This window comes from Thomasclavelia spiroformis DSM 1552, assembly GCF_025149465.1.
GTDB lineage: Bacteria > Bacillota_I > Bacilli_A > Erysipelotrichales > Coprobacillaceae > Thomasclavelia > Thomasclavelia spiroformis.
On sequence record NZ_CP102275.1, the window covers coordinates 1,727,364 to 1,749,751 of the forward strand.

22 protein-coding genes and 18 tRNA genes are annotated in these 22,388 nt (G+C 28.9%); 3 read left to right on the forward strand and 37 right to left on the reverse strand.

Annotated elements, in window-relative coordinates:
* From NQ543_RS08250 to rpsD, 35 genes are all read right to left on the reverse strand, one after another.
* Positions 1-77: transfer RNA gene (locus NQ543_RS08250), tRNA-Met, on the reverse strand.
* 20 nt (positions 78-97) lie between these two features.
* Positions 98-190, reverse strand: a tRNA-Ser gene (locus NQ543_RS08255).
* A gap of 7 nt (positions 191-197) precedes the next feature.
* Positions 198-274, reverse strand: a tRNA-Ile gene (locus tag NQ543_RS08260).
* Positions 275-310: 36 nt separating this feature from the next.
* Positions 311-387, reverse strand: a tRNA-Met gene (locus NQ543_RS08265).
* Positions 388-420: 33 nt separating this feature from the next.
* A tRNA-Ala gene (locus NQ543_RS08270) sits at positions 421-496 on the reverse strand.
* A 17-nt stretch (positions 497-513) separates the two neighbouring features.
* Positions 514-590 (reverse strand) — tRNA-Pro (locus NQ543_RS08275).
* Between the two features lie 17 nt (positions 591-607).
* Positions 608-684 (reverse strand) — tRNA-Arg (locus NQ543_RS08280).
* Between the two features lie 104 nt (positions 685-788).
* Positions 789-864 (reverse strand) — tRNA-Phe (locus NQ543_RS08285).
* 3 nt (positions 865-867) lie between these two features.
* A tRNA-Asp gene (locus NQ543_RS08290) sits at positions 868-944 on the reverse strand.
* Positions 945-948: 4 nt separating this feature from the next.
* Positions 949-1,025 (reverse strand) — tRNA-Met (locus NQ543_RS08295).
* A gap of 20 nt (positions 1,026-1,045) precedes the next feature.
* Positions 1,046-1,138, reverse strand: a tRNA-Ser gene (locus NQ543_RS08300).
* 7 nt (positions 1,139-1,145) lie between these two features.
* Positions 1,146-1,222: transfer RNA gene (locus NQ543_RS08305), tRNA-Ile, on the reverse strand.
* A 36-nt stretch (positions 1,223-1,258) separates the two neighbouring features.
* Positions 1,259-1,335: transfer RNA gene (locus NQ543_RS08310), tRNA-Met, on the reverse strand.
* Between the two features lie 33 nt (positions 1,336-1,368).
* A tRNA-Ala gene (locus NQ543_RS08315) sits at positions 1,369-1,444 on the reverse strand.
* Positions 1,445-1,461: 17 nt separating this feature from the next.
* Positions 1,462-1,538 (reverse strand) — tRNA-Pro (locus NQ543_RS08320).
* Positions 1,539-1,555: 17 nt separating this feature from the next.
* Positions 1,556-1,632, reverse strand: a tRNA-Arg gene (locus NQ543_RS08325).
* 71 nt (positions 1,633-1,703) lie between these two features.
* A tRNA-Leu gene (locus tag NQ543_RS08330) sits at positions 1,704-1,792 on the reverse strand.
* Positions 1,793-1,798: 6 nt separating this feature from the next.
* A tRNA-Cys gene (locus tag NQ543_RS08335) sits at positions 1,799-1,873 on the reverse strand.
* 186 nt (positions 1,874-2,059) lie between these two features.
* Entirely contained in the window at positions 2,060-3,910 is a 1,851-nt protein-coding gene (locus NQ543_RS08340; RefSeq protein WP_004608801.1) for an extracellular solute-binding protein, read from the reverse strand.
* A complete protein-coding gene (locus tag NQ543_RS08345; protein WP_004608802.1) occupies positions 3,888-4,745 on the reverse strand; it encodes an ABC transporter permease in 858 nt (285 codons plus the stop codon). The genes NQ543_RS08340 and NQ543_RS08345 overlap by 23 nt, the downstream gene beginning before the upstream one ends.
* Positions 4,745-5,788 (reverse strand): spermidine/putrescine ABC transporter ATP-binding protein, encoded by a 1,044-nt coding sequence (gene potA / locus NQ543_RS08350; protein WP_004608803.1) that lies wholly within the window; start codon positions 5,786-5,788, stop codon positions 4,745-4,747. Before potA ends, NQ543_RS08345 begins: the two co-directional genes overlap by 1 nt.
* 8 nt (positions 5,789-5,796) lie before the next feature.
* Complete coding sequence (locus NQ543_RS08355) at positions 5,797-6,330, reverse strand: helix-turn-helix domain-containing protein (RefSeq protein ID WP_039903457.1); 534 nt, start codon at positions 6,328-6,330, stop codon at positions 5,797-5,799.
* Positions 6,331-6,456: 126 nt separating this feature from the next.
* Complete coding sequence (locus tag NQ543_RS08360; protein ID WP_004608805.1) at positions 6,457-7,281, reverse strand: prephenate dehydrogenase; 825 nt, start codon at positions 7,279-7,281, stop codon at positions 6,457-6,459.
* Between the two features lie 9 nt (positions 7,282-7,290).
* Entirely contained in the window at positions 7,291-7,671 is a 381-nt protein-coding gene (locus NQ543_RS08365; protein ID WP_004608806.1) for a hypothetical protein, read from the reverse strand.
* 20 nt (positions 7,672-7,691) lie between these two features.
* Positions 7,692-9,152: a nicotinate phosphoribosyltransferase gene (locus NQ543_RS08370; protein WP_039903460.1), complete on the reverse strand. Its 1,461-nt coding sequence runs from the start codon at positions 9,150-9,152 to the stop codon at positions 7,692-7,694.
* Between the two features lie 63 nt (positions 9,153-9,215).
* Positions 9,216-9,515, reverse strand: coding sequence for a LysM peptidoglycan-binding domain-containing protein (locus tag NQ543_RS08375; protein ID WP_004608808.1), 300 nt, complete (start codon positions 9,513-9,515; stop codon positions 9,216-9,218).
* A gap of 67 nt (positions 9,516-9,582) precedes the next feature.
* On the reverse strand, positions 9,583-10,680 hold the full coding sequence (locus NQ543_RS08380) for a CDP-glycerol glycerophosphotransferase family protein (RefSeq protein ID WP_039903463.1): 1,098 nt from the start codon (positions 10,678-10,680) through the stop codon (positions 9,583-9,585).
* 12 nt (positions 10,681-10,692) lie between these two features.
* The gene (locus NQ543_RS08385; RefSeq protein WP_039903465.1) at positions 10,693-11,871 is read right to left on the reverse strand and encodes a CDP-glycerol glycerophosphotransferase family protein; all 1,179 of its coding nucleotides are present in this window, start codon (positions 11,869-11,871) and stop codon (positions 10,693-10,695) included.
* 34 nt (positions 11,872-11,905) lie between these two features.
* A complete protein-coding gene (locus tag NQ543_RS08390; protein ID WP_004608811.1) occupies positions 11,906-14,122 on the reverse strand; it encodes a bifunctional glycosyltransferase/CDP-glycerol:glycerophosphate glycerophosphotransferase in 2,217 nt (738 codons plus the stop codon).
* A complete protein-coding gene (gene tagD / locus NQ543_RS08395; RefSeq protein WP_004608812.1) occupies positions 14,123-14,509 on the reverse strand; it encodes a glycerol-3-phosphate cytidylyltransferase in 387 nt (128 codons plus the stop codon).
* Positions 14,510-14,518: 9 nt separating this feature from the next.
* Positions 14,519-15,349: an ABC transporter ATP-binding protein gene (locus NQ543_RS08400; protein ID WP_039903468.1), complete on the reverse strand. Its 831-nt coding sequence runs from the start codon at positions 15,347-15,349 to the stop codon at positions 14,519-14,521.
* A gap of 6 nt (positions 15,350-15,355) precedes the next feature.
* Complete coding sequence (locus tag NQ543_RS08405) at positions 15,356-16,177, reverse strand: ABC transporter permease (protein WP_004608814.1); 822 nt, start codon at positions 16,175-16,177, stop codon at positions 15,356-15,358.
* A gap of 198 nt (positions 16,178-16,375) precedes the next feature.
* On the reverse strand, positions 16,376-17,008 hold the full coding sequence (gene pyrE / locus NQ543_RS08410; RefSeq protein ID WP_039903470.1) for an orotate phosphoribosyltransferase: 633 nt from the start codon (positions 17,006-17,008) through the stop codon (positions 16,376-16,378).
* A 12-nt stretch (positions 17,009-17,020) separates the two neighbouring features.
* The gene (gene pyrF, locus NQ543_RS08415; protein ID WP_039903473.1) at positions 17,021-17,728 is read right to left on the reverse strand and encodes an orotidine-5'-phosphate decarboxylase; all 708 of its coding nucleotides are present in this window, start codon (positions 17,726-17,728) and stop codon (positions 17,021-17,023) included.
* Positions 17,729-17,870: 142 nt separating this feature from the next.
* Positions 17,871-18,476 (reverse strand): 30S ribosomal protein S4, encoded by a 606-nt coding sequence (rpsD, locus tag NQ543_RS08420; protein ID WP_004608817.1) that lies wholly within the window; start codon positions 18,474-18,476, stop codon positions 17,871-17,873.
* Positions 18,477-18,784: 308 nt separating this feature from the next.
* On the opposite strand from rpsD, the gene NQ543_RS08425 reads away from it, so the two are divergent.
* Both NQ543_RS08425 and NQ543_RS08430 read left to right on the forward strand, forming a co-directional pair.
* Positions 18,785-19,177, forward strand: coding sequence for a DUF3783 domain-containing protein (locus NQ543_RS08425; RefSeq protein ID WP_004608818.1), 393 nt, complete (start codon positions 18,785-18,787; stop codon positions 19,175-19,177).
* A 55-nt stretch (positions 19,178-19,232) separates the two neighbouring features.
* The gene (locus NQ543_RS08430) at positions 19,233-19,817 is read left to right on the forward strand and encodes a rubrerythrin family protein (protein WP_004608819.1); all 585 of its coding nucleotides are present in this window, start codon (positions 19,233-19,235) and stop codon (positions 19,815-19,817) included.
* Between the two features lie 77 nt (positions 19,818-19,894).
* On the opposite strand, the gene NQ543_RS08435 is transcribed toward NQ543_RS08430, so the two are convergent.
* Positions 19,895-20,179: a PadR family transcriptional regulator gene (locus tag NQ543_RS08435; RefSeq protein WP_004608820.1), complete on the reverse strand. Its 285-nt coding sequence runs from the start codon at positions 20,177-20,179 to the stop codon at positions 19,895-19,897.
* Positions 20,180-21,070: 891 nt separating this feature from the next.
* Between NQ543_RS08435 and NQ543_RS08440 the strand changes: the two genes are divergently transcribed.
* Positions 21,071-21,526, forward strand: a complete 456-nt coding sequence (locus NQ543_RS08440) for a hypothetical protein (protein ID WP_004608822.1) — start codon at positions 21,071-21,073, stop codon at positions 21,524-21,526.
* A gap of 59 nt (positions 21,527-21,585) precedes the next feature.
* Here NQ543_RS08440 and NQ543_RS08445 read toward each other — a convergent pair whose 3' ends face one another.
* Complete coding sequence (locus NQ543_RS08445) at positions 21,586-22,164, reverse strand: uracil-DNA glycosylase family protein (protein WP_004608823.1); 579 nt, start codon at positions 22,162-22,164, stop codon at positions 21,586-21,588.
* Positions 22,165-22,388 lie beyond the last annotated feature (224 nt).

The following is a 22,388-nucleotide window of genomic DNA, read 5'->3' on the forward strand; positions in this document are numbered from 1 at the left end:
TGGTTGCGGGAGAAGGATTTGAACCAACGACCTTCGGGTTATGAGCCCGACGAGCTACCAGACTGCTCCATCCCGCGATATTCTTTTTTTAAATAAATGGCGAGGGATGAGGGATTCGAACCCCCGCGGGACGTTAATCCCCTGTCGGTTTTCAAGACCGATCCCTTCAGCCGGACTTGGGTAATCCCTCGCATTATTGGTGGACCCTGTTGGACTCGAACCAACGACCGATCGGTTATGAGCCGATAGCTCTAACCAACTGAGCTAAGGGTCCTTGTTGTTTGTCTCTTACGGGTACCTCATATTTAATTGGTAGCGGGGAAGGGATTCGAACCCCCGACCCACCGGGTATGAACCGATTGCTCTAGCCAACTGAGCTACCCCGCCGTAATCAACTACAGCAATGCTATAATCTAATATTGGTGGAGCCTAGCGGGATCGAACCGCTGACCCCCTGCGTGCAAGGCAGGTGCTCTCCCAGCTGAGCTAAGGCCCCAATTCTTATTTTTTAAATGGTCGGGAAGACAGGATTTGAACCTGCGACCCCCTGGTCCCAAACCAGGTGCACTACCAAGCTGTGCTACTTCCCGCTTTTTGCTTTTTTAAATGGCGCGCTAGGCAGGAATCGAACCCACAACCTCTTGATCCGTAGTCAAGCACTCTATCCAGTTGAGCTACTAGCGCTTCTTCTTCCTTACAACGCTTCCATATTCTAACATCTTTCTCAAGCTTTTGCAAGTCCTTTTTTTGTTAAATGACCAAAATAAAAACTGTTAACACAGTTATAATGGTGGTTCCGGCCGGAATCGAACCAGCGACACGAGGATTTTCAGTCCTCTGCTCTACCGACTGAGCTACGGAACCAATTGGCGGTCTGGACGGGACTCGAACCCGCGACCTCCGCCGTGACAGGGCGGCATTCTAACCAACTGAACTACCAGACCATTTTGGTTGCGGGAGAAGGATTTGAACCAACGACCTTCGGGTTATGAGCCCGACGAGCTACCAGACTGCTCCATCCCGCGATATTCTTTTTTTAAATAAATGGCGAGGGATGAGGGATTCGAACCCCCGCGGGACGTTAATCCCCTGTCGGTTTTCAAGACCGATCCCTTCAGCCGGACTTGGGTAATCCCTCGCATTATTGGTGGACCCTGTTGGACTCGAACCAACGACCGATCGGTTATGAGCCGATAGCTCTAACCAACTGAGCTAAGGGTCCTTGTTGTTTGTCTCTTACGGGTACCTCATATTTAATTGGTAGCGGGGAAGGGATTCGAACCCCCGACCCACCGGGTATGAACCGATTGCTCTAGCCAACTGAGCTACCCCGCCGTAATCAACTACAGCAATGCTATAATCTAATATTGGTGGAGCCTAGCGGGATCGAACCGCTGACCCCCTGCGTGCAAGGCAGGTGCTCTCCCAGCTGAGCTAAGGCCCCAATTCTTATTTTTTAAATGGTCGGGAAGACAGGATTTGAACCTGCGACCCCCTGGTCCCAAACCAGGTGCACTACCAAGCTGTGCTACTTCCCGCTTTTTGCTTTTTTAAATGGCGCGCTAGGCAGGAATCGAACCCACAACCTCTTGATCCGTAGTCAAGCACTCTATCCAGTTGAGCTACTAGCGCTTCTTCTTCCTTACAACGCTTCCATATTCTAACATCTTTCTCAAGCTTTTGCAAGTCCTTTTTTTGTTAAATGGTGCCCAGGGCCGGAATCGAACCGGCACGGATTTTAAGGTCCGCAGGATTTTAAGTCCTGTGCGTCTACCAGTTTCGCCACCTGGGCACTTAATGGAGGTTCCAACCGGACTCGAACCGATGATAACAGAGTTGCAGTCTGCTGCCTTACCAACTTGGCCATGGAACCATTAATATTTTTTCTTCACTTTTCCGTGTCTTTCACCGGACTGCCTTTATATAATATAACATATATATTAATTTTGCAAGACTTTTCTTCAAAAAAATTACACTTTTCTTCTTTTGATAAAAAAAACTTTGATTAAATCAATTCTTTTTTTTAAAAAAACTGCTGGTTTTTACCAACAGTTTAAGATTATTTTGACTTTACTTTTGTCCAACGTAGATTATACATTTCTTTTACTTCATTTGTTTGATATGCAAATATTTCATCTTTTGAATCAGTACGAATATCATAAGCACTAATTCCTTTAAAATCATTTTGAGAAGCTTTTTTTGCTGCTTTTACATTAGCAGTCAAATAACCAACTTCAATAGTGTTTTTATATGAATTACTATTTGAAATCATATGATTAATAAATTCATTTGCCAATTTAGTATTTTTACACTCCTTAGAAATAACAAATCCATCAAACCAAACATTAGTTCCTTCTTCAGGTAAATAATATTCCATATTAGGATTTTCACTCATTACAGTTGTTGCATCCCCTGAATACATAATAGCCATTGCTTTTACACCACTACTCATAGTATCAATAACTTCATCACCTACATATACAGGATCCATTTCACTTCTTTGATCAATCAACCAATTATAAGCATCATCTATTTCTTTTCTATCAGTTGTATTCATTGAATAACCTAATGCCTTTAAAGCAACCATAAAACTATCTCGTTCTGAATCATACATATATATTTGTCCTTTATATTTTGGATTACGAAGAATATTCCATCCTTCTTTTAAATCATTTTTATCAACAACAGTTTTATCATATAAAATCCCAACGTTTCCACAAAAATAAGGTACCCAATAATCATTATTAGGATCAAACGACTGCCCTAATATTCCTTTATTTATATTATCGAAATTAGTAACTATTGATTTATCAATTGGCTGTAAGCGTTCTTCTTTAATCAATCTTTCAATCATATATTCTGAAGGGACCATAATATCATAGCTATTGCCACTTACATATTTAGTATACATAATCTCATTAGAATCAAATGTTTCATATACAACTTTACAATCATACTTATCTTCAAAATCACTTATAACTGACTTATCAATATATTCACCCCAATTATACACTCTTAAAGTCTTTTTTCCTATTCCAGCTGAAATTGACCAACCTACCGATATTAATAAACATCCTGCTAAAATAACTTTAACAACTTTACTTTTTAATAACTTATCAGTCGCTTTAGGAAAAACTCGAGGAATAATTGTTCCTAACACAACAACAATCAATACAACAACTAAAATAATCGTTGCTAATGCATAAATACTAGGATTAGTACGTTTTGACATGTTATAAATAACAATTGAAATATTCTCAATTCCATTACCACTAACAAAATACGAAACAATAAAATCATCAAATGATAATGTAAATGCCAATAATACTCCAGATATAATCCCTGGTTTAATCTGTGGAATAATCACTTTAGTAAGTGCCTGAAACGGTGTTGCTCCTAAATCCATTGCTGCATCAGCTAAATTATCATCAAGTTGTCTTACTTTTGGTAAAACATTAGTAATAACAAAAGGGGTACACAATACAATATGTGCTATTAACATTGTGATATACCCTTTTTCTATTTTCATAAACGAAAATAATAACATTAATGAAATTCCAGTTACAATTTCTGGATTCATAATTGGTATATTATTAACTTGTAATAATATTTTTCGCAATATCGGTTTTGATTTTGAAACTCCAATTGCTGTAATTGTCCCCAAAATCGTTGAAATAACTGTTGAAAGAATTGCAATACTTACCGAAACAATGATTGCATCAATCATTTGTTGATTGGCAAATAATTCTTGATACCAACGTAATGAAAAGCCACTCCAATTAGATAATGATTTCGAATCATTAAAAGAAAAAATTGTCATCACTAACAACGGTAAATATAAGAATACTAAAGCTAAACCAATCCATAAACTACTATTAAAACTAGGTTTATAATTTTTTAGTTTTTTCACGTTTAGTTTCCTCCTGGTATCCCGCATATTTTTCTACCTTGTTAATAAGTCCCATAAGAACGATAACTAAAACAGCAAGAATCAATGATACAGCACTACCAAAATGCCAATCACCTACATTAATAAATTGTTGTTCAATAAAATTACCAATTAATGCATATTGTCCGCCACCTAATAATTTTGGAATAACGAACGATGAAACTGCTGGTAAAAAAACCATTGTAATTCCGGTTAAAACACCACCTAATGATAATCTAAAAGTAATTTTCCAAAAAGTAGTAATTGGATTAGCTCCTAAATCATTGCTTGCTTCAATCAAAGATTTATCCATTTTTGATAATGAAGCATGAATCGGTAAAATCATAAATGGTAAAAAATCATATACCATCCCTAATACCACTGCAAAATCAGTATATAAAAAACTGACCTCACCAAAGCCTAGAAGCTGAAATACATTACTTATTATTCCCTTACTACTAAGTATATTTATCCAAGCATATGTACGCATCAACATATTGATCCATGTCGGAAATGTAATTAATAAAATAAGGATAGTTTGCGTATTTTCTTTACATTTAGAAATTGCATAAGCAACTGGATAACCAATTAATAAACATAACACAGTCGTAATAATTCCTAAAATAAATGATTTAATTAATACAGAAACAAAAATTGGATCAAAAAATTTTGAAAAATTATCTAATGTAAAACTAAATGTTGTTATTGCATTACCTTTTTGTATAAAAGCATACATCATTATTAAAAACATTGGTATAATCGTTAAAATAAATAACCAAAAACAATAAGGGCCAACTAATTTACGAAAATGTTTCATCAATAACTACCCATTTTATCCATCACATGAATATCTTCAGGCCAAAAATCTAAATTAACTTTTTTCCCTACTTCACTAATATCCGTTGTATGTACTTTATAATTACGATTTTTTGCTTTTACCATTATTTCATAATGTACACCTTTAAATACAATAGAAGTGACTACTCCTTCTATCTTTCCCTTACCAACATCTACAATATCTAAATCCTCTGGTCTTAATACAATATCAACTTCTTGTCCTTCATCAAACCCTTTATCAACACATTCGAAACATTGTCCATCAAATTCAACTAAATAATCTTCAATAAAAATTCCTTCAATAATATTAGATTCACCAATAAACTGTGCCACAAAACGGTTTTCTGGTTCATTATAAATATCAGTAGGTGAACCAATTTGTTGAATCTGCCCCTCATTCATAACAACAATTGTATCAGACATTGTTAATGCTTCTTCTTGATCATGAGTTACATATACAAAAGTAATTCCTACTTCTTGTTGGATATTTTTTAATTCAATTTGCATTGTCTTTCTAAGTTTTAAATCTAGCGCTCCTAGTGGTTCATCAAGCAATAAAACTTTTGGTTCATTTACCAATGCTCTAGCAATGGCAACGCGTTGTTGTTGACCTCCAGATAATTGATTAATATTTCTTAATCCAAATCCTTCTAAACCAACAAGCTTAAGCATGCGATTCACTTTATGTTCAATCGTGTCTTTATCCATCTTTTTAATTTTTAAACCAAAAGCAATATTATCAAAAACATTCATATGCGGAAATAAAGCATACTTTTGAAAAACTGTATTTAATTCTCTTTTATATGGCGGTAATTTACTAATGTCTTGCCCATTGAATAATACAGTTCCACCATTAGCTTCTTCAAATCCACCCATAATTCTTAAAGTAGTCGTTTTACCACAACCACTAGGTCCTAATAAAGTAACAAATTCTTTTTCATTAATATCTAGATGTATTCCCTTTAAAACTACTTGTCCATTATATTCTTTCGTTAAATTATCTAATTCAATTAATTTTTCCATAATACCTCCTAAAATACCGGTGGTGTCGATACCCAGATAACTTTTGCTTTAGTTTCACTATTGTTAACCAAATAATGTGATACTAACCCTTTTAAATAAAAAGTTTCACCTTTTTTTAATACAAATTCATTTTCTCCATATACTAACTTAACTTTTCCTTGAACAACATAGCCAAATTCTTGACCCTCATGAGGGTCAAGAGCCATCGATTGTTTACCTGGAGCTATTTCGATTAAAATAGGTTCCATATCATTTTTTTGAGCATTAGGAATAATATATGAAATAATATAATCATCCTGCTCATTTACAAAAAAATCATCTTTTTTAAAAACAATTTGTTCTGCTGGTTTTTCACTAAAAAATTCCTGCAAATTAGTTCCTAAAGCTTCTAAAATATCTTCTAAAGTTGTTATTGAAGGTGATGTTAAATCACGTTCTAATTGCGAAAGAAACCCCTTTGTTAATTCACTTCGATTAGCTAATTCTTCTAATGTAAGGCCATTTGCTTGGCGTAACATTTTGATCTTACCTCCTATATCCATAATATCACCTCCTATTTTTAACATACTAATTATATCTATTTATAGTAATAATGCAACAATATTTAACAAATTGTTTAATATATTATACTAATTATAAAAAAACGCTGATACAATGTATCAACGATTTCATAATTTTTCTCTTCTTTTAGATGATTTAATAAATAACTGTTTTAATAAAGATTCATCTTCATCCAACAAAGCTTGCTTTATTAAATCTAATTGGATTTCAAAAGAATCAATCGAATTCAATAAATTATCTCGATTCTTTAAAAACAATTCTGACCACAAACTTTCATTAATATTTGCAATTCTTGTCAAATCACGATATGAATCACCAATATATTTTCCTGTATTATATTTTTCATTATCACTATTTATAAGTGCTACAGCAAGAGCATGTGGCAATTGTGATGTAAAAGAAATAATTTCATCATGAGCCTCAGGCGACATGATTTTAACACTTTTAAATCCTAATTTAGCTACAAATCCTTCCATAAATGTAATACTTTCTTTTTTATTAACAGGATGTTCAATTAAAATATAATTTGCATTTTTAAACACTTCTTTACTGGCATATTCAAAACCTTTTTTTTCTCGTCCAGCCATTGGATGCCCACTTACAAATTCAACATCTTTATCAATAATATTGATTGCTTCTTGTAAAAAATATGATTTGATTCCTATTGCATCAGTTATAATACTTCCTTTTTTAAACTGATTGTTTTTCAAAAATTCTAAAACTAAAGATGGATACAAACAAATAATCGTTAAATCTGATTTACTAATAATTTCTTTATCATCTTGATAACCTTCAATAATATATCCACCATCTTTAGCACTTTTTAAAGTCTTTTGATCAATATCAATTCCATAAACTTGATGTCCTAGGCCCTTTAATGCTTTAACAAAGCTTCCTCCAATAACACCTAATCCTACTACTGTAATAATCATATTGACCTCTTATACTAATAATCCAGCTATAAATGATGTAATTGATAATAAAATAACTAGAAAGCAGTATCTACCCAACAATTGCCAAAAAACTGTTTTTTCTTTATTAATTAATTTAAAAGTAATAACAACTAAAAAACTAGTAATAAATCCATGACCTAAAACAAAAGCCATTCTCGCTCCAACAACATTCATCAATAAAGGAATAAAAATAATACTTACTAAAATAAAATCCAACATTAAAACAATAGTTGATTTTATATTTATTTTCATCCATCTAAAACCAAAATTTTCTTTAAATAATTGAAATTTAGTTTTTTGCGGCTCTACTTTTTTCGTAAATTCAAATTCTTTTTTTTGTCTTTCAACTTTACGTTCAAATCTTGACATCTTTAACTACCTCAATTAAATTACTTTCTTTTTTCTTCAAGCATTTTTATTTTATGATCTAATAAGTTTTTCGTTAAATCCACATAATAATCATGAGGATATTCTAAACGGAATACTTCATCCCAAATACGTTGTTTTTGAATATTTGAATACTCTCTGATTTCATCAAGAGTATATTCAGGATAAACCTTTTTTCCATCAACAAATACCGGTACTTGTAGTTCTTCAACTGTGTATGTATTGGCAAAAATTGTTTTAAATTTCCAAATATTGGATTGATGATAAATAGTTAAATCTTGATCACTTGTTATTTTTTCATCATGGAAAGCAATAACATCACCGATTGCTTTTCCAGTTTCATTCTCAAATAAACGATATACTTTTTTATATCCAGGATTTGTTATTTTTTCAACATTTTCAGAAATCTTTATTTTTGAAATAATTTTATTATCTTTTTCAATTGCTACAAGTTTATATACACCACCAAATACTGGAGAATTTTTTGAAACAATTAAGTTTTCACCAACTCCAAAAGAATCAATTTTTGCTCCTTGATCTAATAAAGAACGAATTAAATATTCGTCCAATGAATTAGATGCTGTAATCTTTGTATCAACTAAACCAGCAATATCTAACATCATTCTTGCTTTTTTAGATAAATAAGCAATATCACCACTATCAAGTCTAATCCCTTTTAATTTTTTACCTATTGGTGCTAACACTTCATTTGCAATTCTTATTGCGTTTGGTACCCCACTTTTTAATGTATCATAAGTATCAACTAATAAAACGCAATCATCAGGATATGTAAGTGCATATGTTTTAAAAGCTTCATATTCACTATCAAACGATTGTACAAATGAATGTGCCATTGTTCCTACCACGGGAATATTAAACATCATTCCCGCTGAAACGGTTGCAGTTCCTGCAACTCCTCCAATATATGCTGCTCTTGCTCCATAAGTAGCACTATCATAACCTTGCGCTCTTCTTGCTCCAAATTCCATTACCGGACGACCTTTTGCTTCTTTTACAATTCGATTGGCTTTTGTCGCAATTAAACTTTGGTGATTTACTGTTACTAATAATAAAGTTTCAATTAATTGTGCTTCGATAAATTTAGCTCGAATAGTTACTAACGGTTCATTAGGAAATACAGGTGTTCCTTCTTTAACCGCATAGATTGTTCCAGTAAAATGAAAATCTCTTAAATAATCAAAAAATTCTTCATCAAATTTATTTAGTGAGCGGAGATATTCAATATCTCCCTCACTAAAATGCAAATGATCAATACATTCAATCAATTGCTGTAACCCTGCAAAAATAGAGTATCCCCCATTATCCGGATTTTTACGATAATACATGTCAAAATAAACATACTGATCTTTATTACCTTGTTTAAAATAATTATATGCCATTGTTAATTCATATAAATCCATTACCAATGTTAAATTACGTTTACTTCCTGCGTGCAATTTCATATTATTCTCCTTGTTTATATTTAACATTATAATAAACTCTTTTACTCAAAAAATCTAGTTATTTTAAAAATATAGTTCATATGATTGTCGTGGTTGAATAGGTGGTTGTGGTGGTTGTGGTTTTACTGGTGGTATTTTTTCAAATAATACCGGAATTAATAATTGTTGACCAGGAAAAATCATCATTTGATTATCTAGATCATTCATATTTTTAATATAATCTACTCGAGTATTGAATCTTCTAGAAATCGCATATACATTATCACCTCTTCTTACTGTATACAAAAATATTTCTCCAACTTTTGGTGCGACAATCGGCATAGGTCTTCGATCAAATAAATTTTCCATGTAATCTTCGTACATGTACATCCCTCCTACTCTAACCTATTCATGTACGAAAAATATCTCTAGGCAGAAAAGTACATCATTTTTACTCATGACGTACTTTTTTTATTAATTCAACAACTCTTTCAATATTTTTACCATCATGATATTTAAAAAACATTTTTGAAAATGCTTCAATATCATATTGTTTATTAACAATGATGGCATCAGCAAGCTGATTTTCATTTAAACAGATTGCTCCTGGCATTATTTTTTGATAATCAACAAAACATCCTAAAGTAGATAAATATTCATCTAAATCCGGAACAAAAAAATACATTGGTTTATTAAAAAAAGAATAATCAAAGATAATTGAAGAAAAATCCGATATCAACATATCACTAATCGTAAATAAATCATGAGTATCTTCATGATTTAAATTAATAATTCTTTGATCATCTGTAATTGGTACATCTAATAAAAGTGGGTGTAATTTATAAACTAAAACATATTGATCATTTAGTTGATCTAATAATTTTTTAGCATCAAAATCCACACTTTTCATTCCTTGATAAATATTTCCTCTAAATGTTGGGGCATATAAAATAACCCTTTTATTTTTTAAAAGTGGATATTTATTTAGTAACTTTAATTTAGTTTTTTCAATATAGTTTTGATCAACCAAATGATCAACACGTGGCATTCCAGTTACTACAACATTTTCTTTATTTACATTAAAAGCTTCTTGATAGGGAACTTTCCAATATACACTATTAGCAATAACATAATCATAATTTTTAATTGGGTATTCTCGTTTAATTGCATTTCCAAATTTTTTGATTGCACCTGTTGCATGCCAAATTTGAATTACTTTTACACCTTCTCGTTTAAAGTTACTAATAACATAGTTATTATCAGTAATTAAAACTATTTTAGATGTATTAATTACATATATTTGCTTAATACAATTAAGCAAATATAAAAAATTATTAATTAAATTTTTTTTATTATAATTAATCAAAACTGTTTTTAAGACAAAACTATGATCTTGACTTAATTTATCATAAATCAATTTCAAATCACTTTCTAATTTATTAGCTTCTAAAGAAACAAATGCCACTTGATTATTTTTTATCGAAAAAAAACCAACAAATACATTAACTACTCTTAAAATTATATTAACAATTATCTTCATTGATCCCATTAATCTTTTCACCTACTTAAATAATATATCTAATACTCGTTTTGATGCATTACCATCTTCATGATTATTAAACCTTTGATTAAATTTTGTAAGTTTATCAAAATTAAAATCATTCATCTCAATTTTATTTAATAATATTGTCTCATCTTCAATAACTTCACCTGGCAATTCATGATAAATATCTAAATAAAAACCTCTTAATTCATCACGATAACTATCTAAATCATACATATAAAAATAAATCGGTCTTTTTAAAATCGCATAATCAAAAAAGACACTTGAATAATCGGTTACTAAAATATTAGCAATTAAATATAAATTACCAATATCTTCCTTAGGATCCACAAAATAGACAAAATCTTTTACACCTTCTAAATCAAAGTCATTAACGATTAAATAATGTGGTTTAAAAATAACAACATAATCATCACCTAGCATTTCTTGCCATTTTTTAAAATCAACTTTTAATTTAAAAGTATATCCCTTTAAATTATAAGAATTATCACGCCATGTAGGTGCATATAAAATAACCTTTTTATCCTTAGGAATCTTTAATTTTGATTTAATTACATCTAAATCATGCTCTTTATAATTTGATAATATATCATTTCGAGGATAACCAGTTTCAATCAATCGTGCTCGATCAATTTTAAAAGCACTTTGAAACACTTCAGTAGTAAAAGCACTTGGTGAAATCATATAATTATATTTACTTACATCATTATCATATGTTGAACACATTTGTTCAACTGTCATTTCACTTCGGTAAAAAGTAGTTCCTTCAGGTACTTCAATATCATGTGCTAATTTTTTTAATGGTGTTCCATGCCATGTTTGTAAATAAATTTGATTTGGCTTTTTTAATACATATTTAGGTAATTTACAATTAACGATCCAATATTTAGATCTTGCTAGGTAGTAGAAATAAGGGATACTGAAATATTCAATAATTTTAGCATTTTCAATTTCAATATTTTTTTCTTTATGATTTTTAATCGCAAAAATACATCGATATTTTTGATACTTTAAATGCGTAGACATATATTTATGCAATGCCATTGGATTATCTGAATAGCCTCTACCATGAAAAGAAATAAACAATACTGTATCATTTTGACAAGGAATCAAACGATAAACTAAACGATATAATAGTCTAATTAATTTACCTAATAGATTTTTTATTAATCTCATCATAACCTCCATGTAAAAATAAGGGGTATACCCCTTATTTAAATACTATATCCACAACTCGTTTTGATGCATTACCATCTTCCCATGAACAAAATCTTTGATAAAATTGCTCATAACGATTAGAAAACTCTTTATTTAAAGCATCAATATTTTTTATACGCTCAACAACTTCTTGGGTTGTATAAACTAATGGACCTGGTAATTCTGTTTCCATATCAATATAAAATCCTCTTAAAACATCACGATATTTATCTAAATCATAAGTATAGAATAACATTGGTCTTTTTAAATTCGCAAAATCAAAGAAAACACTTGAATAATCAGTAATACAAATATCACTAATCAAATATACTTCTGCAATATCATCATACTTACTTAAATTAAAAGCAAAATCCTCTAGTCCTGTCACATCTAAATTATCAGCAATATAATGATGAGTTCTTAATAAAACAACATACTCATCACCTAACTCCTGTTTCAACAAATCTAAATCCAATTTCAATTTAAACTTATACTTACCATTACCATAATATTCATCATCACGCCAAGTTGGTGCATATAAAATTGTTTTTTTATCTAATGGGATATTTAATTTCTTTTTCAAATTAATTGCAATTTGATCACGATTACTAGCTAATAATAAATCATTTCTTGGATATCCTGTTTCTAACATATTACCATCATACATAAAACAACTTTTAAATATATCACTTGAAAATTTATTTGGCGCAATCAAATAATCCCATTCTTGTTTTTGACGATAGAATTGTGCTTTATAGGTTGGTGAAGCTGCTGTAACTTCTTCTTGATCAAACGCTAAACGTTTAAGCGGTGTCCCATGCCATGTTTCTAAAAATATTTGTTCTTCACGTTTTCTAAACCATAGCGGTTGGCGCACATTAAAAACAAAATATTTTGATTTAGCTAAGTAATAAGCATATTTACGAGTAAATCTTTTAACTTTAATTCCCCCATAAGGAAGTTTAGTTTTAGGATCATTTAAAACCCAGATAAATTTATATTTATTTGGATAATTCTTAGCTAAATATTCATAAATATATTTAGGTGAATCAGCATAACTTTTTCCCATAAAAGTTTCAAACATGATCGTATTTTCTTCAATTGGTTGATTAATATATTTATGACGATATAAATATTTATTCATTTCATTTTTGTTTTTTAAGATCTTTTTAAATTTTAGCTTTGCTAAATGACGATTTACAATCTTTTTAGCTAATTCAATATCACCATTAATACCCGCTTCAATTAATTTTCGACTAAATCTAGAACTTTTATTTAACAATTCCGGTCTAATGTTTTTAAGTACTGTCGTCATAATTTCAAAGCGTTCATTTCGCCACAAATCATTTTTACTGCGACGAATCTTTTTAGCAAAAAAACGAATATAATAACTAACCATTTTTGCATCTAGATAATAACGAATATAACCATTTTCATCTACCAATGAAACACAATAATTGTGTGCTTTAATAAATTCATTAAAACGATTATCAGGATCTTTTATTTGTGAAAGTGAAGGAGTGTTAATTGGATCATTATGCTTTCTTTTTACATATATAGCATTTTCATCATACATAAAGCTATTTGAATATTTTAACAATTGAACAACAAAAGGTGCATCTGAATAATAATTAAATTCTTCATTAAATCTAATTCTATTTTCTTTAATTAATTTAGTCTTGATTAAAATATTTAATACTGATATATTTCTTAATCCATGACGAGTTCTAATTAAAATATCAGTTTTATATTCACTACTATTAGTTTCATCATAAACTTTATTAATAAACTTATTTTTACGATCGTGATCTTTATCTTTAAGATCCAATTCATCATTTTTTTCATCATCCATTGTTTCAAAAACTTTCTTTTTAAACCAAGTGAATTTACGAATCCCACTAACTAAATCTAAGTCATTATTAGTAGCTTTTTCAAGTAATAATGATAATGTATCTTTCATTAAATAATCATCACAATCAATAAAATATAGATAATCACCAGTAGCATTATCAATCCCAATATTTCTTTTTTTAGCAACATTAGCATCAATTCCTGCATTAATGATTTTCAAATTTATATCATATTTTTTTAAATCATCAGTAATTTGATTTTCATCACTAATAATCAATAAAGTTTCATAATCTTTAATTTGTTGTTGACTGATACTTTCTAAACAATCATATAAATAGTTTATGTAGCGATCATAAGGAACTATAATACTTAACTTCATCTATTTATGTAAATCGTCTTTAATTTTAGTTGTAGAAATACCTTTTGTACGTGGTAAATATACAACTTCACAATATTCTTTTAAATAATCAAACTTACCTTCCCAATCATCGCCCATAACAAAAACATCAATATCATGTTTTTTTATATCATCTATTTTTTGCTCCCATGATTCTTCAAAAATAACTTCATCAACATATCTAATCGCTTCTAAAATCGTTTTACGATCTTGATCACAATGATATGCTTTCTTCCCTTTTTTAGCATTAAATTCATCTGAACTAACAGCAACCACTAAATAATCTCCTAAAGCTTTAGCTCTTTTAATAATATTCAAATGTCCTACATGAAACAAATCAAATGTTCCATATGTAATAACTTTCTTCATAAATTACACCTACCCTTTTATTCGATCAATTACTTTTTCCCAAAAACCAATTTGTGGATTTTTCACAATTCTTTTTTCAAATTTCTTATCCCTAATCTTAGCTTTTTCTTTACTTGAAAGACTATTATAATAATCTACATATTCTCCATATAGATCACAAACTTCATTAACCTCACCATATTCTTTCAACATCCCACCTTCAATCCATATTGCACTATGACAAAAACTACGAACCTGTGGTAAAGAATGAGAAATAAAAATGATTGTTTTTCCTTGATCTTTGAGTTCATTCATTTTTTTAATACATTTTTGTGCAAAACCCTTATCTCCGACTGACAATGCTTCATCTACAATAATTATATCCGGATCTAAATACAATGAAATCGAAAAACCTAATCTAGATTTCATTCCACTTGAATATTTTTTTACCGGTTGATATAAAAAATCACCTAATTCAGCAAATTCAATTACGCCATCAATAATATTTTGAATTTTCCTTTTAGATAAACCTAATAAAGCTCCTTTAACATTGATATTTTCAAGTCCTGTCAACTGCTTATTCAATCCTGTATTAATTGCAACAAGTGACTGTTCACCATTAATATGCATTGTACCACTATCAATTTCACTTATTCCAGCTAAAATAAGTGAAAGAGTTGATTTACCAGAACCATTAGTTCCTAAAATTCCTACTACTTCACCTTTAGGAATTTCAAAACTAATATCTTTTAATGCATAAAAACGTTTAGCTTCATTACTTTTATTTTTGCCATCATTTTTTTTCTTCAACTTATATATTTTTGAAACATGTTCAAATTTAATTGCATAATCTTTCATCATTACCACCTAAATCATATCTATAAACTTATGTTTAAACTTATACATCATATAACATCCAACGACAAATAAAACACTAGTAACAAGCCAAAAAACAACTAATTGTCTCCAATAATACATAGGTCCATAATGATATAAGAAACAATCACGATAACCGCAAACAATATAATAAATAGGATTTATCTTCATAATAAAACGCACTGTACTATCAAATATTCCTGTTCCACTAAACCGAGAAATCGGCCATAAAATTGGTGTTAAATACAAAATAAGACGCATACAAGCCAAAATTAGTTTTCTAGTATCACGAGCAATCATATTCAAAACTGAAGTAATCATTGATAAACTTATTCCAAAACAACAAGCAGCAAAACAATAATAAATTATTCCAAGCCAATGAATTGAAGGATAAATTCCTTGAAGTATAAAAAAAACAATCATTAAAATCATAATACAAGCATGATTAAATAATTCTTTCAAAACAACCGTAGCTGGTAAAACACTAACCGGAAACTTCATCTTAGTAATTACATTTACTTTAGAAAAAATTGCATTAGCACCTTGAGTAATACAAGGACTAATAAAAAACCAAACAACCATCCCCGCAAGCATCCATTGAATAAAAGGAATTCCATCGACTGCATTACGTTTAGCAACGATACCAAAAACAAAATAATATGTAATAATTTGAATTGCTGGATTTGCAAAATTCCAAAATACTCCTAATTTGGAATCACGCATATCTGATAACAATTCATATTTTGCAATTGAATATATTCTAAATAAATTTGTAAAATTCTCTTTTAGAACATATCTAATACTTTTTAGCATTGTACACCTCCAAAGCTGTTAATATTTATTTCTATAGCATTATAAATTATAGCACATCTAAAAAGCAATTAAAACATCAATATTTTTTATAAAAATAAAATTTTATACAAAAGCTAACTTTAAAATCTTTTAATATATAAACTATTATCAAAAAAGGTATATATGTTTATTATAAACAAAAAGCTAAATAGTTATTTACTATTTAGCCATCCAAGATTCATCATTAGGATCTTTTTTCCAAGCTTTTAACTTTTCCATATCCACATCTTTAATATAATTATTTTGTTTAGCAACTTCAATTAATGTATCATAATCAGTTAAAGTTGCATATTTACAATTTGCTGCTTCAAAATTAGTTGTTGCTTTAGGTAAACCGTAAGTAAAAATCGCAATCAATCCAATCACTTCACATCCAGCTTCTCTTAATGCTTCAACACATTCCAAAGAACTTCCACCTGTAGAAATCAAATCTTCAACAACAACAACCTTCATTCCTGGTTCAACTTTACCTTCAATACGATTATTACGTCCATGGCTCTTTGCTCCCCCACGGACATATCCCATTGGTAAATCTAATATATCTGCTACTAATGCTGCATGAGCAATTCCCGCAGTAGCTGTTCCCATTAAACAATTAGCATCTGGAAAATTATCTTTAATTAACTTAGCTAAACCATTTTCAATATCTTTACGCACATTTGGATATGATAGCGTTAAACGATTATCACAATAAATAGGTGATTTAATTCCACTAGCCCACGTAAATGGTTCATTTGGTCGTAAAAAAACCGCTTTAATATCTAATAAATCTTTTGCAATTAATTCCTTCATCATTTTTCTCCTTTAACCTTGAAAATCTTGATATACTTTTTTATATGTTGCATATGGATCATCACTACTAGTGATTGTTCTTCCTACAACAATATAACTTGATGTAAGTTCACGAGCCATAGCTGGTGTTGTAACACGTTTTTGATCATTAACATTATCACTAGTTAAACGAATTCCTGGAGTTACTGTTAAAAAATCAACACCTAAATTATCATGAATAATTTTAGATTCTAATGGCGAACAAACAACTCCATCCAATCCAGCTTCTTTAGCATTATTTGCCCATTTTAAAACAACTTCTTCTAATGGTTTTTCAATTAACAATTCATCATTTAATACTTCTTGATCAAGTGATGTTAAACAAGTAACTGCGATACATTTTGGACGTTCTTTTCCAATTTTCCCTTCTTCTAAACCTTCAATTGCTGCTTTCATCATCGCTTTACCACCTGAAGCATGCACATTAACCATATCTACATCTAATTTTGCTAGTTGTTTCATAGCACTTTTTACAGTGTTTGGAATATCATGTAATTTTAAATCCAAGAAAATATTATGTCCCATTTCTTTAATCATCTTAACCATTTCTATTCCTTCACCATAGAAAAGTTCCATACCTACTTTTACATATAGTTTTTCATCTTTAAATTTTTCTAAAAATTCTTTTACTTCTACTTTATTTTTAAAATCTAAAGCAATACAAATTTTACTATCTGTCATACTTACCTCCACATTTACTTAATTATACCAAAAAAACAGTTCTATTTATATACTTTTTTAAATTAAAATATTTTCTTAGGCAAAGAAAAAGGTATAACATAGCTGCAATATAGTTATGATATACCTTATTTTCTTTAAGTTATTAACCTTTACGGTTGTAGTATTCAACGATTAATGATTCATTGATTTCTTGATTTAATTCAGATCTTTCTGGTAAACGAGTGAATTTTCCAGACATTTTAGTTTCATCAACTTCAACGAAAGCAGGAGTATGTACTCTATTTTCTAACGAAGCTTTGATGATTGCTAAATTTTTAGATTTTTCTTTAACTTCAACAACATCTCCAACTTTTACTGTATAAGATGGGATATCAGTTTTAACTCCATTTACTAAGAAATGACCATGGTTTACTAATTGTCTTGCAGCTCTTCTTGTAGGTGCAAACCCTAATCTGTAAACAACATTATCTAATCTTTGTTCTAATAAACAGAAAAAGTTATAACCATGAATACCGCTCATTTTACCTGCGCGTTTAAATGTATTATGGAATTGTTTTTCGTTAACTCCATACATATGTCTTACTTTTTGTTTTTCTGCTAATTGTAATCCATATTCAGTTGGTTTTTTTCTTTTTTGACCATGTTGCCCTGGAGCATATGGTCTTCTGTTTAATTCTTTTCCATTTTCTAAAGTTGAAAATCCTAAACGACGAGAGATTTTCCATTGTGGTCCTGTATAACGTGACATTAAAATTTTCCTCCATTTATTGTTTTATTTGCATAAAACAATAACATTGCATAGATTATTTGAATTGTGTTTATATTAAGTATTTCACTTTGCAGCTAGCTACTTTACAAACATCAGTTATAAACGCTCTTTTCAAAACTCTATGTGCTGCTATCATTTGTTGCTTATTTACTATACACTTTTTTTTACTTTACGTCAATATTTTTAATGATAAAATGGTCATTTTATTAGATACGATAAATATCTATCATGTTAGTTGCTCATTTAAAATAAATATGATACTCTAATAATGAAAGAGAGGCAAAATTATGGAAGAAACTGTTTTATTATATAATATTGATAAAACTCAAGCTGGTAAAGCAATTATTTCTATTTTAGAAAAATTGAATGTTAAAATTATTATTGTTGAATCATGTGATTTAATGAATCCAATCGGTTATATTTTAGGAATTGAAGATTTTCAAAGGGGTAGTGAAGCATTAACTACCATCCCTCAAGATGATATGATGGTAATGGCTGGTTTTGAAGAAAAACAAGTTGATATCTTATTACAAATTTTTAGAGAAGCTAATATTCCTTTTATCCCACTTAAAGCAATTGTTACTCAAACAAATGTTAACTGGACATTCATGCAATTATTACAAAATGTTAAAAACGAATATATTGAATTAACAGGTATGAATAAAGACAAAATTAATTAGAAGATTATGTTTAATCTTCTTTTTTTTGTTCAAAATATATGCGGAGGTATTTATTATGGAATCAAAAACAAAAACCAATTTACTCCGTGCTTTTGCAGGAGAATGTCAAGCTCGTATGCGTTATGAAATCGCAGCTAAAATAGCTGGTAAAAATGATTTAGCTATTATTCAAGACATGCTTTATTTCACTGCTAACCAAGAAAAAGAACATGCTATTATTTTTTACAATTATTTAAAGGATGTATTTAAAGATGAAGACGTTTCAATGCATGCTAATTATCCTGTTGATTTAGGTCAAGATCTTGCTTCTTTACTTGAAGATGCTTCTAAACATGAATATGATGAAGCAACTACTATTTATAAACAATTTGGAAACGAAGCTAAAGAAGAAGGATATATCGATATTGCTACTTCATTTTTTATGATTAGCGAAATCGAACAATATCATCATGAACGTTTCAAGAAATATCATAGTTTATTAACTAGCAATAAGTTATTTAAAGAATCAAGTAATGTTAAATGGATGTGCTTAAATTGCGGTTTTATTTATGAAGGTAATGAAGCAATAAATGTTTGTCCTGTATGCAAACACTCAAATGGCTATAGTCTTCGTTTAAACGAAACACAATTTCACGTTTAAAAAGTGTACCTTTTATAGTACACTTTTTTTGTTATCAATTAACCATTATGCTCAGTAATTATTTAGATTTTTTCTTCTCATAATAAATATTCTTTAATAAGTTGTTCTAAGTATTCTTTTCCAGCATCTTCTATATGATAATAAACTCGTAATTTCCTATTTACATATTCATCTTTACTTGAAATATATCCTTTATCTACCATCTTATATAAACTTGGATATAAAGAACCCTCTTTAATATCAATAACCCCATCTGATAATTCTTTTATTGAGTTAGTAATCTCATAGCCACAACAATCCCTTTGTTTTAATAACGATAAAATAAGCATATCAAATTTAAAATATATACTTTTCTTGGGCATGAAAATTACCTCCTCTCATATTTTTATTTTTTAACACTAAAAATAAATTTCTAAATATAATATGGCAATAATTTTATCTAACTCAAACAATATATATTAATTATATTGAAATAATGAGACAAATCACCTAATTTCTTAAATTAAAATTTAAAAAAAGCACTAGAAAACTAGTACTTTTAAATATATATTTAATTTCTTGATCACAACGTTTTTCCACTATTCGGTGCAACTTAAATTTTATCTTTTCTTAAATAATTTTAAAGTTATAATATTGACTTCATAAAAATTTACATTTTCATCAATTAATATATATGTTCTCGCTTTTAAAATAATAACTTTTTTAATTCTCTAATTATCATCAATATATTTATCATCCGTAGACATACTACCTGATTCTTTTACAAAATTTTTCATGATTGTGTCCCAATCACTGATTTTATAATATTTTTATTTTCTTCTATAAATTTTTCTGTTATATCATTTCCCTTCTCATCAAGTATTTGAACATCATACCGATCTTCAATAAAAGCATATTCTAAATATTGTCTACCTAAAGGATACAAACCCTTTGTCTTCTTTGTTATCTAATACAAGTTTTATTACTAATCCTATTGTTACTACTTATAAACAAATTAAAAAAATGATTATTTTTTAAACTCATATCTTTCCCTCACTATTTTTAAATTCACTATCATATGCATTGAATCACATATATTATTGATTATTTTATATTTTCCTTTTTTTTAGATAATAATTGGATTATTTATATAGAACACAATCTCCCTTCATTGATTTTTTATTATTTTTACCCTACCATATTATTAATATTTATTTTATCTACTAGTAGTATATCATGTATTCTAAAAATATACTTTTTAAAGGAGCATAAAAATGTCTAATTTTATTAATAAATTTAAAAAATTAGAAATATTAACCAAAATATTTATTTATATTTTAATAATCTTATCTTTATATTTAATTATTAATTCTAACTTAGATCCCCATATCTTTTTCCATCCAAGAATAACTATCTTTTTTAAAATTTTAATCATTGTTGAATTTTTTATTTTACCAAGTCTTATTTTTATAAAACAATCTATAAAAAATAATAAAAATATTTTAAAAATAATTATATCTAGCTTTTTTGTATGTTTAGCTTATTTTATCTTAACTATGATTATAAGTATTTTTGCATTATTTTTTGATAAAGCTGTTTTTAATATAGATACTATTAGTCTTTCTTATGATGATAAAACAGTAACAGAAAGCTATACTATTTGGCTTGAAAATGAACCTATCTATAATACATACATAGTTAAAAACTTCTTTTTTGTAGAGTATAAATAGACATTAGCAATCACTAACGTCTATTTTATGTATTTACTTAGCATCATTTTCTATCTAAATTACTTTAAACCACAATAAGCAGCAATTATTTTTCTAATTTCTACTAATCTATTTTCAAATCCAAGATTTGCTTTAAACCATCGCATATTTAAAGGTGATGGATGAGGTAATACAATTGTAAGTTTATTATTTAATCTTTGATTTTCAAAAACTAAATCCGTTAACTTTTTATCAGGAAAAAATAATTTTGCACTATAGCTACCAACAATAATATAAATCTCATTATTAACTAGTTTCATTTCTTGATTTAACCACTTTTGATAACAACATTTAGGAGGTGGTCGATCTCCACTACCAGCTGCTTTTCCAGGATAACAATGTGCTAACGATGTCAAATAAAAAATATCTTGATTATAAAAAGTCCCCTGATCAATTTGATACCATTGTAATAATCTTTTACCACTTAAATCACTAAAAGGAACTAAATTTTGATTAACTTTATTTGAAGGAGCTTGACCAATTTGCATAATTTTAGCGTTTTGATGACCCCAAACTACTGGATGAAATTCATGATCAAATTTATTTTCACAATAACGGCATTCTTTTATCTCTCGTATTAATTTATCAAATTCTTTCATTATCTCACCTCTACTTTAATTTTTATTTAATATTAACATATTCATTATCTTATGTAATATATTTTTTAATTCATTATATCTTCAATTTATTTCTTTGATTATATTATATTGAATTAAGTCTCCCATTAAATAAAAAAATATCTATTTTTAGTATTGGTACCTTTTCAACATCTCCATCAGATTAATTTTCAGCTTTATAAATATGTTGAATTCGGTGATTACAA

Bases quoted from the DNA above. Each gene is read 5' to 3' on its own strand.
- NQ543_RS08345 (WP_004608802.1), bottom strand. From the start codon at position 4,745: ATGAAACATTTTCGTAAATTAGTTGGCCCTTATTGTTTTTGGTTATTT.
- potA (WP_004608803.1), bottom strand. From the start codon at position 5,788: ATGGAAAAATTAATTGAATTAGATAATTTAACGAAAGAATATAATGGA.
- NQ543_RS08355 (WP_039903457.1), bottom strand. From the start codon at position 6,330: ATGGATATAGGAGGTAAGATCAAAATGTTACGCCAAGCAAATGGCCTT.
- NQ543_RS08360 (WP_004608805.1), bottom strand. From the start codon at position 7,281: ATGATTATTACAGTAGTAGGATTAGGTGTTATTGGAGGAAGCTTTGTT.
- NQ543_RS08365 (WP_004608806.1), bottom strand. From the start codon at position 7,671: ATGTCAAGATTTGAACGTAAAGTTGAAAGACAAAAAAAAGAATTTGAA.
- NQ543_RS08370 (WP_039903460.1), bottom strand. From the start codon at position 9,152: ATGAAATTGCACGCAGGAAGTAAACGTAATTTAACATTGGTAATGGAT.
- NQ543_RS08375 (WP_004608808.1), bottom strand. From the start codon at position 9,515: ATGTACGAAGATTACATGGAAAATTTATTTGATCGAAGACCTATGCCG.
- NQ543_RS08380 (WP_039903463.1), bottom strand. From the start codon at position 10,680: ATGGGATCAATGAAGATAATTGTTAATATAATTTTAAGAGTAGTTAAT.
- NQ543_RS08385 (WP_039903465.1), bottom strand. From the start codon at position 11,871: ATGAGATTAATAAAAAATCTATTAGGTAAATTAATTAGACTATTATAT.
- NQ543_RS08390 (WP_004608811.1), bottom strand. From the start codon at position 14,122: ATGAAGTTAAGTATTATAGTTCCTTATGATCGCTACATAAACTATTTA.
- tagD (WP_004608812.1), bottom strand. From the start codon at position 14,509: ATGAAGAAAGTTATTACATATGGAACATTTGATTTGTTTCATGTAGGA.
- NQ543_RS08400 (WP_039903468.1), bottom strand. From the start codon at position 15,349: ATGATGAAAGATTATGCAATTAAATTTGAACATGTTTCAAAAATATAT.
- NQ543_RS08405 (WP_004608814.1), bottom strand. From the start codon at position 16,177: ATGCTAAAAAGTATTAGATATGTTCTAAAAGAGAATTTTACAAATTTA.
- pyrE (WP_039903470.1), bottom strand. From the start codon at position 17,008: ATGAAGGAATTAATTGCAAAAGATTTATTAGATATTAAAGCGGTTTTT.
- pyrF (WP_039903473.1), bottom strand. From the start codon at position 17,728: ATGACAGATAGTAAAATTTGTATTGCTTTAGATTTTAAAAATAAAGTA.
- rpsD (WP_004608817.1), bottom strand. From the start codon at position 18,476: ATGTCACGTTATACAGGACCACAATGGAAAATCTCTCGTCGTTTAGGA.
- NQ543_RS08425 (WP_004608818.1), top strand. From the start codon at position 18,785: ATGGAAGAAACTGTTTTATTATATAATATTGATAAAACTCAAGCTGGT.
- NQ543_RS08430 (WP_004608819.1), top strand. From the start codon at position 19,233: ATGGAATCAAAAACAAAAACCAATTTACTCCGTGCTTTTGCAGGAGAA.
- NQ543_RS08435 (WP_004608820.1), bottom strand. From the start codon at position 20,179: ATGCCCAAGAAAAGTATATATTTTAAATTTGATATGCTTATTTTATCG.
- NQ543_RS08440 (WP_004608822.1), top strand. From the start codon at position 21,071: ATGTCTAATTTTATTAATAAATTTAAAAAATTAGAAATATTAACCAAA.
- NQ543_RS08445 (WP_004608823.1), bottom strand. From the start codon at position 22,164: ATGAAAGAATTTGATAAATTAATACGAGAGATAAAAGAATGCCGTTAT.